We start from the raw sequence: 16,115 nt of genomic DNA, 5'->3' as shown, positions 1-16,115 counted from the left end.
GTGCGGGTCCGCACCGCGCCTCCCGTCCGTTCCCCGGTCACCCCGCTCCCACCGCGCGACGGTAGGATCGACGGGTGGCAGTGAAGCAGGTGGATCCGATCGACGTCGTCCTGGTCGGGGGTGGCATCATGAGCGCCACGCTCGGCGCCATCATCCACCGGCTGGAGCCGAGCTGGAAGATCCGCGTCTACGAGCGCCTGGGCAGTGTCGCGCAGGAGTCCTCGAACCCGTGGAACAACGCCGGCACCGGGCACTCCGCCCTCTGTGAGCTGAACTACACGCCCGAGCTCGCGGACGGGCGCGTCGACATCAGCAAGGCCGTCGGTGTCAACGAGCAGTTCCAGGTGTCGCGGCAGTTCTGGTCGTTCCTGGTCGAACAGGGCGCGCTCCCGGAACCGACGAACTTCATCAACCCGACGCCGCACATCTCCTTCGTGTGGGGTGCCGAGAACGTCGAGTACATGCGCAAGCGGTACGAGGCCCTGAAGGGCCACCCGCTGTTCGCCGGGATCGAGTACTCGGACGACCCCCAGCAGATCCGGCAGTGGGCGCCGGCGCTCATCCCCGGTCGGAAGAAGGACCAGCCGATCGCGGCCACCTACTCCGCTGCCGGGTCGGACGTCGACTTCGGCTCGCTCACGCGTCAGCTCTTCGACCAGCTCGAGATCGACGGCGTCGAGTTCGAGTCGTCGCACCAGGTGACGAACGTCACGCGGTCGAAGATCAGCGAGGGGTGGGTACTCGACGTCCGGAACGAGATCGGTCGCTCGACGCAGCGCATCGCGGCGAAGTTCGTGTTCGTCGGCGCCGGCGGTGGGGCGCTCCACCTGCTGCAGAAGTCGGGCATCCCGGAGATCCGCGGCTACGGCGGGTTCCCGGTGTCGGGGGAGTTCCTCCGCACGGACGATCCCGAGGTCGTGCAGAAGCACTCTGCGAAGGTCTACGGCAAGGCCAGTGTCGGTGCGCCGCCGATGTCGGTCCCGCACCTCGACACCCGCATCGTCGACGGCAGCGCCTCGCTCATGTTCGGCCCCTACGCGGGGTTCAGCCCGAAGTTCCTCAAGCAGGGGTCCGTACTCGACCTGTTCAAGAGCATCCGGCCGCACAACCTCCGCCCGATGCTGAGCGTGGCGTTCTCGAACTTCGACCTCGTCCGGTACCTCGTCGGCCAGCTGCTCGCCTCGAAGCAGACCAAGTTCGACGCCCTCCGCGACTTCATGCCGTCCGCGCAGCCGGAGAACTGGCACCGCATCACGGCCGGGCAGCGCGTGCAGGTCATCAAACCCGACGCGGACAAGGGCGGCGTGCTGCAATTCGGCACCGAGGTCATCACCGCTGCCGACGGCTCGATCGCGGGCCTCCTCGGTGCGAGCCCCGGGGCGTCGACGGCTGTCCCGATCATGCTGAAGCTCCTCGAGCGGTGCTTCCCGGACCGCTGGGCCGGCTGGCAGCCTGCCGTCCAGCAGATGGTCCCGACCTACGGGAAGGACCTCGGGGACGACCCGCAGCTCGCGGACGAGACGCTGGAGCGCACCGCGAAGGTGCTCGGCCTGCACCACTGAGCCGGACCGCGGCTTGCGCGCCGTTCGAACGTGTGTTCGAATGGCGACATGCGGTGGAGTGGACAGGCGATCGACGCGTCGCAGGACGACGCACTGCCGGGCATGGAGTCGAACAGCGGGTTCGTCCGGAGTGTGACGACTCCGGAGTTCGCCGGGGTCACGTTCCACGAGGTCCTGGCGAAGAGCGCCCTGAACCGCGTGCCGAGTGCCGACGGCGACGGCACGTACGGGTGGACGATCAACCCGTACCGCGGGTGCAGCCATGCGTGCGTGTACTGCTTCGCGCGTCCGACGCACACGTACCTCGAGTTCGACGGGGGCGCGGACTTCGACCAGCAGATCGTCGTGAAGACCAACGTGGCGGACGTGCTGCGCCGCGAGCTCGCGAAGCCAACGTGGGAGGGGCACCCGGTCGCCCTCGGGACGAACACCGACCCGTACCAGCGAGCGGAGGGCCGGTACCGCCTGATGCCCGGCGTGATCGAGGCGCTGGCCGATGCCGGCACCCCGTTCAGCATCCTCACGAAGGGCACCCTGCTGCGCCGTGACCTGCCCCTGCTCGTCGCCGCGGCCGAACGGGTGCCGGTCGACCTGGCGATGTCGATCGCGGTGTACGACGACGACCTCCAGCAGTCCGTCGAGTCGGGGACGCCCACGACGGCCGCGCGCTTGGCCACGGTCCGCGCGATCCGGGACGCCGGGCTCGACTGCGCGGTGTTCCTGATGCCGGTCCTGCCGTACATCACGGACACGAAGGCGCACCTCGACGACGCGGTCGGTCGAGCCGTCGCGGCCGGTGCGACGAGCATCATGTACTCGGCGCTGCACCTGCGGCCCGGGGTGAAGCCCTGGTGGGCAGCGTGGCTCCGGCGGAACCGCCCGGACCTCGTCGAGCGCTACCGGTCGATGTACCTCGACAACACGTACGCGCCGAAGGACTACCGACGGTGGCTGGGGGAGCGGATCCGGCCGATCCTGCGCGCGCACGGCGTGGGTCTCGGCACGGTCGACCCGACCACCGGGTCGATGGGGCACAGCGTCGACCGCAAGCGTGTGATGCCGCTCAAACGGGCGGCACCGGAGTTCGCCGAGCGGCGTACCGTGACCAGGACCTCGCCGACGTTGTTCTGACGTCCGCTCCGCGTTCGGGGGACACCCGATGTCGGAGCGGGCCGGTATCATCGGGCGGGTCGCTGTCGCCACCTCGTTTCGGGGTACACGGACGGCGAAGAGACCTACCCGGAAGGACGACCCGCCCGTGCTCGGCATCCCCACGCACCTCGCGCCGCGCGTGAATGCCTGGTCGACCGTGCGCGCCTTCCACGCGGCGGCCGTGGGGTCGATCCTCGCGGCGGCGATCGCGCTCCTGCTGCTCGGCGCGAGCGACCCGGACGCACGGATCATCGGTGCCGTGCTCGTCCTCGTGCCGATGCTCGGGATGATCGGCGTCCACGCGCAGTTCGGCACGTGGCGCTCGGCCGTGGCGTTCCTCGTGGTCGGCGGCGTGTGCGTCTGGTGGTTCGCGACGGTCGTGCAACGCGAGGTCGAGGTGCCCTGGGTCGCGTCCTACCTGCTGTCCCTCGCCGTGATCCCGCTCGTGCTCGTCGGTGGCGCCGGAGCGGTACCCGGCCGGGTCGTGCTGTGGTCCCTCGGCGGGTTCCTCGTGGGGCGTGGTGCCGCACTGATCGCCCTCGTGCAGACGGACGGCACGCCGCAACCGCTCGTCCTCGCGTGGGTGACGCTCGCGTTCGTCATCGCCCTCGTGCTGTTCACCAGCCGCGCCACCGCACGGTCCACCCGGGTCCAGCCCGAACTCCTCCGGTCCGCGCGCGAGGAGCACGTCTCCGCGTACCGGGCCGGCGTCGAGGCCGAGGCGGCGGCGATCCTGCACGACACGGTCCTGAACCACCTCGGCGCCATCGCGCTCGCGCCCGACGGCCCGATGGACCGGCAGCTGGCCCGGACCGTCGACGCCGACATCGCTGTCCTGACCGGGCGGGAGTGGCTGGGGACGCCGGGCTCCGACGGCGCACGGTCCGCCGAGGACGGCCCCCGTGCCCCGGTGGCCGCGTTCGAGCAGCTGCTCGAGGACGAGCGCGATCGCGGCCTCGTGATCGCCATGACGGGCGAACGGTCCTCGCTCGAACGCCTGGACGACCGCACGCTCGACGCACTCGTGCGGGCCGTCGGGCAGTGCCTCGCCAACGTCCGGAAGCACGCCGGGGTGGACGCCGCCGAGGTCAGCGTGTTCGACGACGGCGCTTCGACCACGGTGATGGTCGTCGACGACGGTCGGGGCTTCGACGAGGCGGCGACCGGCGCCGACCGGATGGGGCTCCGGGGGTCGGTGCGGCAGCGCATCGAGCGGGTCGGCGGTTCCGTCCAGGTGTGGTCCTCACCGGGCGCCGGGACGAGCATCATGATGACGGTGCCGGTCGCGGCACCGGCGGGGATCACCCTGGGAGTCGGCCGCGCGGCCGAGGACGACGAACCGGAGCGTGCCCGGTGACGGCCCCCCGCCGCACCGCCCAGCAGTACGACCCGCTCGGTGCCATGGGATCACGGCCGTTCGCCGTCGTGATCGGCGCCGTGGGGACCCTCTGGGCGCTCCTGGTGTCCCTCTTCGACCGTGACGTGACCGGCAGCCCCGGGCTGAGCGCGCTGACGGTGCTGCTCGTCGCGGCGTCAGCGACGGTGGTGATCGCCGCCTCCAGTCCGTTCCGCGCACCGTTCACCCGCGGGGCGTTCACCGCACACGTGGCGCTCCTCGGCGCGGCCTCGGTGGCGAGCGTCGCAGCGCAGTGGGGGCCGGACCGCAACGCCCTCAACGACTTCATGTGCCTCCTCACGGCGACCGGCATCGTGATGGCGGCCCCGTACCGGCCGTGGACGGACCTCGCGGCCGGCGGACTCGTGCTCGCGGTGGTGAACGGCGTGACGTGGGGCGTGGGGGCCGCGGTGTTCCCGCACCAGGTGCCCGTGGCCGTCGCCGCGTTCCTGGCCGCGGCGCCCACCCTCGTGCTGACCGGGGCGTCCGCGGTGTTCGCATCGACGTTCTCCGGGCTCGCGGAGCGGGTGCAGATCCGAGCCGGGTCCTACTCGGTCGAGCGCGCCGAACAGGACGGCATCGCGGCGAGCGTGCAGCAGGACCGGTCGACGGTCCTCGCCGACGAGGTCGCGCCGTTCTTCGCCGAACTCCGCACCCGCGACGTCATCACCGACGTCGACCGTGCCCGCGCCCGGGCGATCGCCGACGGCCTGCGCCGTGGGATGGTCGCCGACGCCGACCGGACGTGGTTCGAGCACGCCATCCAGACCGAGGGCGGCGAGCGGTCCGTCGTGGACGACCCCGACGGGCTGCTCGCGACGCTCGACGTCGACCAGCGCACCGTCGTCCGGACGTTCCTCCGTGCCACGCTCCGCGCCGCCGCCGTCGATCCGGCCGGCGTCACCGCCCGGGCCCGCCCGGCACCGGAGGGCCGGGTCGAGGTCACCGTCGACGTCGTGGTCGCGGACTCCGACATCGGCATCCACCGCACGTTCGACCCCTACCTCGCCGTCCTCCGCGTGACGTTCCCCGACCTCGACGTCGCGGTCCGACCCTCCGCCCTCGCACTAAGGTTCTCGTATGACCAGCACTGACCCGAACCGGCTCTCGGAGGGCGGTCCCGTCCTCCCGACCCCGGGGACCCGCCGGGTGCGGTTGGCCATCCTCGACGACCACGAGGTGCTGCTCGACTCCCTGTCGAGCTGGATCGCCGTCAACGCCTTCGACTTCGACCTGGCCCTCACCGCGCACACCTGGCTCGAGATGGTCCACAGCGACAGCTTCCCGACCGACCTCGTGTTCCTCGACTTCCAGCTCAAGGAGCCCGTCTCGATCGAGGCCCGTGTCCGCACCTGCCGTGCCGCCGGGGCGAAGGTGATCGTCCTCTCCAGCGTCGACAGCCGCGAGTCCCGCGACCGCGCCCTCGCGGCCGGCGCCGCGGCGTTCCTGTCGAAGTCGCTGCCCATGCGGGAGGTCATGGACGTCGCGCGCGAGATCATGGGCGTCGCGCGCGAGACCCCGCCGCAGCGCGACTGGCGTCCGCTCCCGACGGGGGCGAACGCCCACCAGCGTCCCAAGCTCAGCCACGGCGAAGAAGAGGCCCTGCGCCTGTACGTGTCCGGCTACTCCACGAACGAGGTCGCCGCGCAGATGAACGTGCAGTACGAGACCGCGAAGACGTACCTCCGCCGCGTGCGCGAGAAGTACAGCAAGGTCGGGCGTCCCGCGTCGAAGAAGTCCGACCTCATCCGTCGTGCGGCGGAGGACGGGTTCCTCGCGTAGTGGCGAAGCTCTACTTCCGCTACGGCGCGATGAACAGCGGCAAGAGCACCGGGCTGTTGCAGGCGGCCTACAACTACGAGGAGCGCGGCCAACGGGTCCTGCTCGCGAAGCCCGCGGTGGACACCAAGGGTGACCACGAGATCGTCTCCCGCCTCGGTGTCACCCGGGCGGTCGACGTCGTGTTCGCCCCGACCGACGACGTCCGTGCCGCCGTCTTCGCCGCAGGAGCGGCCGACCCGGCGTCCGCGCGGCTGGACGGCATGGTCCGGCCCGTCAGCTGCGTCCTGGTCGACGAGGCGCAGTTCCTGACGCCGAAGCAGGTCGACGACCTCCTGCGCATCGCGGTCCTCGACGGCATCCCGGTCCTCGCGTACGGTATCCGCACCGACTTCCGCACCGAGGCGTTCCCCGGCAGTGCGCGGCTGCTCGAGATCGCGCACTCGCTCGAAGAGCTCAAGACGATCTGTCGGTGCGGACGGAAGGCGATCTTCAACCCCCGACTGATCGACGGTCGGTTCGTCTTCGACGGCGCGCAGGTCGCGATCGACGGCGAGGACGTCACCTACGAGGCCCTCTGCGCGAACTGCTACCTCACGGAGTCCGGCGGACACCTCGACGGCGACTGACGCTCGCCGCCGGCGCGGGGTCACCCCGTGACGGCCGGGAGGCCCGTGGCGGGTCCGCCGCGCGCCTCCCGGCCGTGGGCCGGTGCGGAATGCACGTCGGCCGGTCGCTGTTGGCGACCACATGAGCGACGCATCCGTGCACCTGTCCGTCCTCGACCTGGCCACGCGGGAGTACGGCCAGTCCAACACCGACGCCCTGCAGGGCTCCATCGACATGGCGGTGCACGCCGAACGGCTCGGCTACGAGCGCATCTGGGTCGCCGAGCACCACGGGATGCCGGGGATCACGTCCTCCGCGCCGGCGGTGCTGCTGAGCGCGGTGGGCGCCGCCACGTCGACCATCCGCATCGGTTCCGGGGGAGTGATGCTGCCGAACCACGCGCCGCTCGTGATCGCGGAGCAGTTCGGAACGCTCCGGGCGCTCTACGGCGACCGCGTCGACCTCGGCATCGGGCGTGCCCCGGGTACCGACGGCGCGACCGCGATGGCGCTCCGCCGCACCGACCGCCTCGACGTCGACGACTTCCCGCAGCAGCTCGCGGACCTCATCGGCTTCTTCACCGGCATGGACGCCTCGAACCCGCTGTCCCGCATCCGCGCCGTGCCCGGGTACGGCGACGTCCCGGAGTTCTGGCTGCTCGGCTCGTCCGGCTACAGCGCCCAGGTCGCCGGGGCGCTCGGCGTCTCGTTCGCCTTCGCGCACCACTTCGCGTCCGACAACACCGAGGCGGCGCTCGCGCTCTACCGGGACTCGTTCCGGCCGTCGCGCTTCCGCTCCGAGCCGAACGCGCTCATCGGCGTGCAGGTCGTCACGGACGAGGACCCCGCGGTGATCTCGGAGCAGTCCGCTCCCGGGATGATCTCCTTCATCCGGATGCGGCAGGGGGCGAAGCCCGAGCCGGTGTCGATGGACGAGGCCCGCGCGTACGAGTTCTCGGACCTCGAGCGTCGGTTCATCGAGGCCCGCACGGCTCGGCAGGCGTACGGCAACGCGGACGAGGTCGCGGCGAAGATCAACGCCCTCGTCGAGTCCACCGGCGCGGACGGCGTGATCGTGGCGCCGGGTGCTGCGCAGGCGCGGTACCGGCACCAGGCGCTCGACGTCGTGGCGCGGTTGCACGCCGAGGGGCGGCTCGTGCGGGCGGGCGCTGCGGTGGCCTGAGCCCAGTGCGGCGCGGACGGCGGCGCCGGACCTGGTCGCACAACGTGTCGGGCGGCCGTGGTCGGGACGGCACGTCGTGCGACCAACGCGCAACACGCGCGGCACGTCGTGCGACCGGCGCGGAGTACGCGCGGCACGTCGTGTGACCACTCGGTTCGAGGTATGGGGAGCAGGAACCCCTGCAACGAGAAAGGCCCTGGTCGTGTGACCAGGGCCTTGCTGTCGGGGTGACAGGATTTGAACCTGCGACCTCCTCGTCCCGAACGAGGCGCGCTACCAAGCTGCGCCACACCCCGCGGTGTGATCACTCCGAACCGGAGCAACCCCAGAAGTCTACCGGATGATCGAGGGTGCTCACGACCATCTGCGTGACGCCCGGGCGCGTCGGACCGGCGGTCAGCCAGTGCGTGCCGTGAGTGTCACGACGACGGCCTCCGGGCGGCACGAGAACCGCACGGGCGCGTAGATCGACGTCCCGAGGCCGGCGGACACCTCGAGCCACGACCAGTGGTTCCGGTGCTCCCACTTGTGCAGCCCGCTGACGTACCGGCGGGGGAGGTCGCAGTTCGTGACGAGCGCGCCGACGCCGGGTACCTGCACCTGGCCGCCGTGCGTGTGACCGGCGAAGATGATGTCGGCCCCCTGGGTCACGAAGGCGTCGAGCACCCGGCGGTACGGCGCGTGGGTGACCGCGATCGAGACCGGCGCGGGGCCGTCCTCGTCCTCGGACCAGGGGACGTCGCTGCGCATCTCGTCGACGTTGGTCGGCAGGAGGTCGAGACGGTCCCAGTCGCGGTGCGCGTCCGACGTGCCGAACAGCTCGAGTCGGGAGCCGCGGAGTTCGATCGCGTGCGCCTGGTCGTTGACGTCGAGCCAGCCGAGCGACTCGAAGAACGCCGTCTGCCGGTCGATGTCGAGCTCGACCGGACGGGCACCCCCGCCACCGTGCGTACTCGGGCCACCGAAGTACTTGAACGGGTTCCGCGGCGTCGGGCCGTAGAAGTCGTTCGAGCCGTACGCGAAGGCGCCCGGCACCCCGCGGAAAGGCTCGAGCGCGTACTCGACCGCGGAGTTCGCCGTGGCGTGGCCGAGGTTGTCGCCGGTGTTCACCACGAAGTCGGGCTCGACGAGGCTGAGGTCGCGCAGCCACTGCTGCTTGTCCGCCTGCCACGGCGCCATGTGGAGGTCGGACAGGTGCAGCACCACGATGTCGCGGGAGCCCGGCGCGAGCACGGGGACGGTCTCCCATCGGATGCCGAACCGGCGCCGCTCGACGAGCGACCCCCACGCCGCAGCGGCACCGCCGACGGCCGCGCCCGCTGCGAGGATCCCGAGCGCGGCGCGGCCGCGCGTCACTTGCAGTCCTTCGGCGCTTTGCCGTCCTTCGTGCCGTACAGCTTCACGGTCACGCCGGAGGCCTTGCCCACGACCGAGTCGGCGGCGGGGTCGGTCGAGGCGACCCTGCACTCCTTGGAGCCGCCGCCCTTCTCGTACTGGTCCGAGATCGAGACGTTGCTCAGACCGGCCGACTCGAGCTGCGAACGGGCGCTGCCGACGTCCTTGCCGGCGACGTTCGGCACCGCGGCCTGCGAGCCGTCGCTCGTGTAGACCGTCACGCTCGCGCCCCGGGAGAGGAACGAACCCGCGGCCGGCGACGTCTTGGCCACCTGGCCGGCGTCACCGGTGCCGGGCTGCGTGCCGCCGTCGACGTAGGTGAACCCTGCGGATGCCAGCGTCGACCGGGCTTCGTCAGCGCTCTTGCCGGCGAGGTCCGGGAGCTGGATGCTGTTGCCGCGGATCGACGTCGACGACGGGTTCGTGAAGGTCCCGCCGGGGTAGGCCGCGTTCACCGGGGTCTGCGCCTGCCGCCAGACGTCGGCACGGACGCCGGCGTAGGTGCCGTTCACGCCGTTGCTGTAGTGCCGGAGGTTGAGCTTCTTGCCGTCGGTGTTGCCCTGCCAGTAGGCCGTCGCCACCTTGGTGGAGGCACCGACGAGCCAGATCTGCTCAGCCTCGTCGGTCGTACCGGTCTTGGCGAACATCTGCGTGCCGTCGTACGTCTGGGCGCCGCGGGCGGTACCGCTCGTGATCGTCTGCTTCATGGCGTAGATCGCGGTCTGCGCGACGACGGGGTCGACCGCCTGCGAGCAGTTCTTCGCCTGGCCGCCGAGCTTCTTGCCCTCGGCGTTCGTGATCTGGTCGATCGCGACCGGCGCACAGAACGTGCCGTTGTTCGCGATGCCGGCGTAGGCGGCCGCCATGGTGAGCGGAGCGACCTCGTTCGTCCCGAGGATGAAGGACGGGTTCTTGCGGAGCTCGGTGCCGTCGGCGCGGTGGACGCCGAAGTTCTCGGCCATGGTCTTGATGTCGCAGAGGTCGAGCTTCTGCGCCATGGACGCGAACGCGCCGTTGATCGAGCCGGCGGTCGCGCCGATCACGCTGTAGTTGCCGTTCTCGCCGGGGGAGTCGTTCGACACGTCGAACTGCGTGTAGTCCTGCTGACCGCAGATCGTCCAGGGGGAGACGACGCGAGCGGTGCCGTTGACGGTCTCGTTGAGACCGTGCCCGGCCTTGATCCAGTCGAGCAGCGTGAACGCCTTGAACGTCGAACCGGTCTGGAAGCCCTTCGAGCTGCCGTACTTCTCGTCGACCGCGTAGTTCAGCGACGTCGACGTCGGCGCGGACTTCAGCGCCTCGTCGAAGTCCTTGTTCTGCGCCATCGTGAGGATGCGACCCGTACCGACCTCGACCGAGTCGAGTGTCGCGCCGAGCGCGATCTGCGTCTCGGCCTTGTTGTCGTACGTGTTGAGGATCTGCTTCTGCTGGGCGTTGAGGCCGATGTCCAGCGTCGTCTGGATCGTGTATCCGCCGTTGCGCCAGGCGGTGTCGCGCTCCTTCTGCGTGCCGCCGAGCTGGGACATCTCCTTGACGACCTTGACGGCGTAGTCGCAGAAGAACTGCGAGCCGTCGCCGACCGAGGCGCGGCAGCCCTGCGTGGGCTGGGTGAGCCGGACGTAGTCCTTCGGGTTCGACGCGATCGCCTTGTCGAAGGTCGCCTTGTCGATGTGCTTCTGCGCGTACATCGACTTGAGGATGACGTCGCGACGGGCCTTGTTCGCCTCGTAGTTCTTCGGCGTCGAGAGGTTGCGCGTGTTCGGCGACTGCACGATCGCGAGGATCGACGCGGCTTCGGCCGGGGTGAGGTCGGTCGCCGACTTGTTGAAGTAGTGCTGCGCGGCGGCCTGCACGCCGTACGTCTGGTCGCCGAAGTAGGCGATGTTGAGGTACCCGGTGAGGATCTCCTTCTTGGAGTACTTCTTCGCCAGGCCGATCGCGAGCTTCATCTCCTCGAGCTTGCGGGGGATGGTCGTCTCGGTGGCCTCGTTGTAGGCCTTGAGGCGCTCCTTCTCGGTGGGGAGCTCGAGCGCCTGCTGCATCTTGATGTTGCGGACCAGCTGCATGGTCAGCGTCGACCCACCGCCGGACTCGCCGAGCCCGCCCGCGAGGCTGCCCACGCCCGCGCGGACGAGCGAGGTCATGTCGACGCCGCCGTGCTCGAAGAAGCGCTTGTCCTCACCGTCGATGGCAGCGTTCTTGAGGTTGTCGCTGATCTGGTCGTACTTGAGCTCCTGACGGTTCTGGTCGTACACCGTCGCGAAGTGGACGCTCTTGCCGCCCTGGTACGCGTAGAGCTCGTTGCGCTGCGGGAGGTCACCGATCTCGATGTACTCCGGGAGCGACTCGAAGACGCCGATCGTCGAGGTCGTGGTCACACCGGCCACCGCGATGGCCGGGGTCACACCGATCGTCACGAGGAGACCGGCGAGCACGCTGAAGCCGACGAATCCGACGAAGGCACCGACTGCGGAGACTGGTTTGGTCCGCGAGGCAGACGTCTTCTGGGCAGACATAGGATGCAGCCTAAACGACACCGCCGACTGAAAGGCTGGCAAGGAACCGCATGAGCCGCTGGGAATACCTCACGACGCCGTTGATCATCCACAACACCACGGCGATCCTCAACAACTTCGGCGACGAGGGCTGGGAGCTCGTCCAGGTCGTCACCGGTCCGGAGGGTGGACTCGTCGCGTACCTGAAGCGCCCGAAGGCCGACGCATGAGCGTCGCGGAGCGTCTCGCCGAGCTCGGCCTGACCGTCCCGGCGGTCGCCGCGCCGGTCGCCGCGTACGTCCCCGCGGTCGTCACGGGCCGGTACGTGTACACGGCCGGTCAGCTGCCGTTCGTCGACGGCGCGCTGCCGGTCACGGGCAAGGTCGGCGCCGGCGTGGACCCCGAGACCGCCACCGCCGAGGCCCGCACCGCGGCCCTCAACGCCCTCGCCGCCGTCCAGTCCGTCGCCGGGTCGCTCGACCGTGTCGCGCGGGTCGTGAAGGTGACCGTCTTCGTCGCGTCCGACCCGTCGTTCACCGGGCAACCGGCCGTCGCGAACGGCGCCTCCACGCTGGTGGGCGAGCTCTTCGGTGACGCCGGCGTCCACGCGCGCAGCGCGGTGGGCGTCGCGGTCCTCCCGCTGGACGCACCCGTCGAGGTCGAGTTGGTCGTGGAGCTGACCGACTGACGGACCGCCAGCGGCGCGCCACACGTGAGCAGGGCCTCCAGTCCGACCGGACGGGAGGCCCTGCTCACGTGTGCGGGACTACATGAGTTCCGCGATCGTCGCCATGATCGTCGGGTCGGCCAGCGTCGTCGTGTCACCGATGCGGCGGCCCTCGGCCGCGTCGCGGAGGAGACGCCGCATGATCTTGCCGGACCGCGTCTTCGGCAGCTCCGGGACGATGACGACCTGCCGGGGCTTGGCGATCGCGCCGATGCGCTTGCCCACCCAGTCGCGGAGCTCCTTCGCCGTGGCGTCGCGGTCGACGCCGTCGGCGGCCTCGGCGGTGAGGATCACGAACGCCACGACCGCCTGACCGGTCGTCTCGTCCGCCGCGCCGACGACCGCGGCCTCGGCGACGCCCTCGTGGCCGACGAGAGCCGACTCGATCTCGGCCGTCGACAGGCGGTGACCGGAGACGTTCATGACGTCGTCGACGCGCCCCTGCACCCAGATGTCGCCCTGCCCGTCGAGCCGTGCGCCGTCACCGGCGAAGTAGCGGCCAGGGAAGCGCGACCAGTAGGTCTCGACGAAGCGGTCCGGGTCGTTCCAGATGCCGCGCGCCATCGACGGCCACGGATCGGCGATGGTGAGGTAGCCGCCCTCGCCCGGCTCGACGCGGCGGCCGTCCTCGTCGACGATCTCGGCGGTGATCCCGGGCAGGGGTGTCTGCGCGGCACCGGGCTTGAGCTTCGTGACGCCGGGGAGCGCGGAGATCATGATCGCGCCGGTCTCGGTCTGCCACCACGTGTCGACGATGGGGGTGCGGTCGTGGCCGATGACCTGGCGGTACCACTGCCAGGCCTCGGGGTTGATCGGCTCGCCGACGCTGCCGAGGAGGCGCAGGGTCTCGAGGCTGCGTGCCTCCGGGATCTGCCGCCCGGCCTTCATCGCGGCGCGGACCGCCGTCGGCGCCGTGTAGAGCACGGTGACGCCGTAGGAGTCGACGAGGTCCCACCAGCGCCCGGGCTCCGGCTCGTCCGGGGTGCCCTCGTAGAGGACCTGGGTGACGCCGTTCGACAGGGGGCCGTAGACGACGTAGGAGTGCCCGGTGATCCAGCCGATGTCGGCCGTGCACCAGTAGACGTCCTTCTCCGGGTGCATGTCGAAGACGTTGCGGTGCGTGTACGTCGCCTGCGTGAGGTACCCGCCGGAGGTGTGCACGATGCCCTTGGGCTTCCCGGTCGTGCCCGACGTGTACAGGATGAACAGCGGTGTCTCGGCGGGGAACGCCTGCGCCTCGTGCTCGGGGGCGGCCTTCGCGAACTCGTCGTGCCACCAGAGGTCCCGGTCGTTCCAGGCGATCTCGTTGCCGCCGCGCTTGACGACCAGGACGTGCTCGACGCTGTCCGTGCCCTCGCCCTCGAGCGCCTCGTCGACCGCCGGCTTCAGCGCGGAGACCGCACCACGGCGCCATCCGCCGTCGGCCGTCACGACGAGCTTCGCCTCGGCGTCCTCGATGCGCGCGCGCAGGCTCTCCGCGCTGAAGCCGCCGAAGACGACCGAGTGGATCGCACCGATCCGGGCCACGGCGAGCATCGTCACCACGGCCTCGGGGATGAGCGGGAGGTAGACCACGACGCGGTCGCCCTGGCCGACGCCGAGGTCGGTGAGCATGTTCGCGGCCCGCTGCACGTCGGCGGTCAGCTCCGCGTACGTGATGCGGCGGGTGTCACCGGGGGCTCCCTCGAAGTGGATCGCGACCCGGTCGCCGTTGCCCGCGCGGACGTGCCGGTCGAGGCAGTTCTCCGCGACGTTGAGCTCCCCGTCGGCGAACCACTTCGCGAACGGGGCGCCGGACCAGTCGAGCGTCTGCGTGAACGGCGTCCGCCAGTCGAGGAGCGTCCGTGCCTGTTCGGCCCAGAAGCCCTCGCGGTCGGCGGTGGCGGCCTCGTGCAGGTCCTCGTGGGCGACGGCGTCGGCGACGAACTCCGGCGACGGCGGGAACGTGGGGCCGTCCTCGTGGCGGGGTGAGGCGTCGGTCGGGGTCGGGGACATCGGTGTCCTTTCACGTCGGCATCGGAGCAGCACCCGTGGCGCTGCCGGCAGCACCCGGAGACTACCCCTGCGCCGTCGCTCACGGATTCCGTGTCGGGGTTGCCGCGGAGGGGTGTTCGTGGGGTACAGTGTTCATCGCCGGACTCGTTTCCGGTGGCGTCGGCCGTGATTCCCCCCAATCCGCCGATGTCCAGGCGGCACCCGTTCCCCCCAACAGGTGCCGCCTCTTCTGTTTCCCGGGCTCCTCGGGCTCCTGCCGCTCCACGCGGACACATGTGTCACGCATGGATCCGCGTGGGGACGCGGAACGGTGGACAGATCGGTCCGTGCCGACGCATGGAGCTCGACGGCGGTCGTGACGGCTGTCCGGTCGACGATCGGCGCGGTCGTGGACCGGATCGGCTCGTCTCGCGCCTCCGCGTGCTCGCTGCACCGACTGGGGTACGGCTTTCTGCAACGGGGGACAAAGATGCCCGTTGCTGGGGACACCGCGGCGTTGTGCACCGCAGAGCGGCACTGCCGTGCCGCGTGTCGTGGTCCGCCTACCGTCGCCCGACATGCACCGACACCGAGCCGTCCCGTCCCCGCCGTTCCTCCCCGGGGTCGCCCCGCCCCGCGCGGAGCGGACCGTGCGCGCGGCCGAGTTCGAGGAGCTCGCCGGCCTCGTCCGGGACGCCGCGGTCACCGACGTCCTCGCCGTCGGCGGGCGCGGGACGTGGATCGACCGCGGCGCCGGGCTCGAACCGGTCGACCTCGTCCTCGACGAACGACGCGCCCGCGAACTCGGCGCCGCCCTCGTCGCCCGCGGTGGCCGGCACGTCGACGAGAGCACGCCGATGGCCGACGTCCGCCACGAGGACGGGATCCGCGTGCACGTCGTGCTCGCGCCGGTCGCGGTCACCGGCACGGCGCTCTCGATCCGGCTCCCTCGGCCGGGGCGGCCGACCCTCGCCGGGCTCGAACGGAGCGGGACCTTCGAGCGGGTCCCGCGCCGCGTGGTCGAACGGGCGATCGCCGAACGACGGAACGTCCTCGTCAGTGGTGCCACCGGCAGCGGGAAGACGACCCTCCTCGCCGCCATGCTCGCCACCGTCCCGCACGACGAGCGCATCGTCACGGTCGAGGACGTCGCCGAGCTCCGCATCGACCACCCCCACGTCGTCGCACTCGAGGCTCGACAGGCCAACGCCGAGGGCAGCGGCGCGATCGACCTCGCGCGGCTGCTGCGCGAGTCGCTCCGGATGCGCCCGGACCGGGTCGTCGTGGGGGAGTGTCGCGGGGCCGAGGTGCGCGAGCTCGTGTCCGCGCTCAACACCGGGCACGAGGGCGGTGCCGGGACCGTGCACGCCAACGGCCTCCCGGACGTGCCGGCCCGGCTCGAGGCGCTCGGTGCGCTCGCCGGGATGGACCCGGCGTCGTTGGCCCGCCAGGCGGTGAGCGCCTTCGACCTCGTGCTGCACGTCGAGCGTCGTCGCGGGGTGCGACGGCTCGCCGGGGTGGGGACGCCGGTGCTCGGTGCGGACGGGAGGCTCGGCATGCGCCCGGTGGACGGGTGGCGGTGACGAGGCCGTGGCGTCGCGGTCGCGTCGTCGCGTCCGACAGGAGGGCAGCGGGGGAAGGGACACAGCCGCCCGGTGCGGCAGTGGGGCCGAGGGCGCGGCCGCGTCGGCCGGCGTCGGAGCACGCCGCCGTGGCGGCCGCCGCCGCGAGGACACTCGACCGGGTGGCGACGCTCGTCTCGGCCGGCGTGCCGCCGCCGAGGGCCTGGCACCTCGTGGGTGGTCTCCCCACCGCGGAGACACCCGCGTGGCACGACGTCCGCG

Annotated in this window: 13 protein-coding genes and 1 tRNA gene; 10 read left to right on the top strand and 4 right to left on the bottom strand. The window is 71.1% G+C overall.

Annotation, left to right across the window (positions count from 1 at the left end):
- Positions 1-74: 74 nt before the first annotated feature.
- The 7 genes from ACSW7Y_RS10160 to ACSW7Y_RS10130 all read left to right on the top strand — a co-directional run bounded on the left by ACSW7Y_RS10160 (position 75) and on the right by ACSW7Y_RS10130 (position 7,680).
- Positions 75-1,562: a malate:quinone oxidoreductase gene (locus tag ACSW7Y_RS10160; protein ID WP_438126173.1), complete on the top strand. Its 1,488-nt coding sequence runs from the start codon at positions 75-77 to the stop codon at positions 1,560-1,562.
- Positions 1,563-1,610: 48 nt separating this feature from the next.
- The gene (locus ACSW7Y_RS10155) at positions 1,611-2,693 is read left to right on the top strand and encodes an Rv2578c family radical SAM protein (protein ID WP_438126172.1); all 1,083 of its coding nucleotides are present in this window, start codon (positions 1,611-1,613) and stop codon (positions 2,691-2,693) included.
- Between the two features lie 127 nt (positions 2,694-2,820).
- On the top strand, positions 2,821-4,071 hold the full coding sequence (locus ACSW7Y_RS10150) for a sensor histidine kinase (RefSeq protein WP_438126171.1): 1,251 nt from the start codon (positions 2,821-2,823) through the stop codon (positions 4,069-4,071).
- Complete coding sequence (locus ACSW7Y_RS10145) at positions 4,068-5,204, top strand: hypothetical protein (protein WP_438126170.1); 1,137 nt, start codon at positions 4,068-4,070, stop codon at positions 5,202-5,204. The genes ACSW7Y_RS10150 and ACSW7Y_RS10145 overlap by 4 nt, the downstream gene beginning before the upstream one ends.
- Positions 5,191-5,892 carry a response regulator transcription factor gene (locus ACSW7Y_RS10140; protein WP_242863021.1) on the top strand — a complete coding sequence of 234 codons (702 nt, stop codon included), beginning with the start codon at positions 5,191-5,193 and terminating at the stop codon, positions 5,890-5,892. The genes ACSW7Y_RS10145 and ACSW7Y_RS10140 overlap by 14 nt, the downstream gene beginning before the upstream one ends.
- A complete protein-coding gene (locus ACSW7Y_RS10135) occupies positions 5,892-6,518 on the top strand; it encodes a thymidine kinase (protein ID WP_438126169.1) in 627 nt (208 codons plus the stop codon). The genes ACSW7Y_RS10140 and ACSW7Y_RS10135 overlap by 1 nt, the downstream gene beginning before the upstream one ends.
- 121 nt (positions 6,519-6,639) lie before the next feature.
- Positions 6,640-7,680 carry an LLM class flavin-dependent oxidoreductase gene (locus ACSW7Y_RS10130; RefSeq protein WP_438126168.1) on the top strand — a complete coding sequence of 347 codons (1,041 nt, stop codon included), beginning with the start codon at positions 6,640-6,642 and terminating at the stop codon, positions 7,678-7,680.
- Positions 7,681-7,902: 222 nt separating this feature from the next.
- Here the strand turns inward: ACSW7Y_RS10130 and ACSW7Y_RS10125 are convergent.
- The 3 genes from ACSW7Y_RS10125 to ACSW7Y_RS10115 form a co-directional block, all read right to left on the bottom strand.
- A tRNA-Pro gene (locus tag ACSW7Y_RS10125) sits at positions 7,903-7,976 on the bottom strand.
- Between the two features lie 100 nt (positions 7,977-8,076).
- Positions 8,077-9,036, bottom strand: a complete 960-nt coding sequence (locus tag ACSW7Y_RS10120; protein ID WP_438126167.1) for a metallophosphoesterase — start codon at positions 9,034-9,036, stop codon at positions 8,077-8,079.
- Positions 9,033-11,591 (bottom strand): transglycosylase domain-containing protein, encoded by a 2,559-nt coding sequence (locus tag ACSW7Y_RS10115; protein ID WP_438126166.1) that lies wholly within the window; start codon positions 11,589-11,591, stop codon positions 9,033-9,035. Before ACSW7Y_RS10115 ends, ACSW7Y_RS10120 begins: the two co-directional genes overlap by 4 nt.
- Positions 11,592-11,641: 50 nt before the next feature.
- Here ACSW7Y_RS10115 and ACSW7Y_RS10110 point away from each other — a divergent pair, with 50 nt between their 5' ends.
- Together ACSW7Y_RS10110 and ACSW7Y_RS10105 are read left to right on the top strand one after the other, a co-directional pair.
- On the top strand, positions 11,642-11,800 hold the full coding sequence (locus tag ACSW7Y_RS10110) for a hypothetical protein (protein ID WP_022903105.1): 159 nt from the start codon (positions 11,642-11,644) through the stop codon (positions 11,798-11,800).
- Positions 11,797-12,258, top strand: a complete 462-nt coding sequence (locus ACSW7Y_RS10105; protein WP_438126165.1) for a RidA family protein — start codon at positions 11,797-11,799, stop codon at positions 12,256-12,258. Before ACSW7Y_RS10110 ends, ACSW7Y_RS10105 begins: the two co-directional genes overlap by 4 nt.
- A gap of 78 nt (positions 12,259-12,336) precedes the next feature.
- Here ACSW7Y_RS10105 and acs read toward each other — a convergent pair whose 3' ends face one another.
- Positions 12,337-14,292 (bottom strand): acetate--CoA ligase, encoded by a 1,956-nt coding sequence (gene acs, locus ACSW7Y_RS10100; RefSeq protein ID WP_438126164.1) that lies wholly within the window; start codon positions 14,290-14,292, stop codon positions 12,337-12,339.
- 557 nt (positions 14,293-14,849) lie between these two features.
- On the opposite strand from acs, the gene ACSW7Y_RS10095 reads away from it, so the two are divergent.
- Positions 14,850-15,854, top strand: coding sequence for a CpaF family protein (locus ACSW7Y_RS10095; protein WP_438126163.1), 1,005 nt, complete (start codon positions 14,850-14,852; stop codon positions 15,852-15,854).
- The last annotated feature ends 261 nt before the right edge of the window (positions 15,855-16,115 follow it).

This window comes from Curtobacterium flaccumfaciens, assembly GCF_051548005.1.
Taxonomy (GTDB): domain Bacteria; phylum Actinomycetota; class Actinomycetes; order Actinomycetales; family Microbacteriaceae; genus Curtobacterium.
Note: the sequence above shows the minus strand (reverse complement) of the source record. Positions and strands in the feature narration are given on the sequence as shown.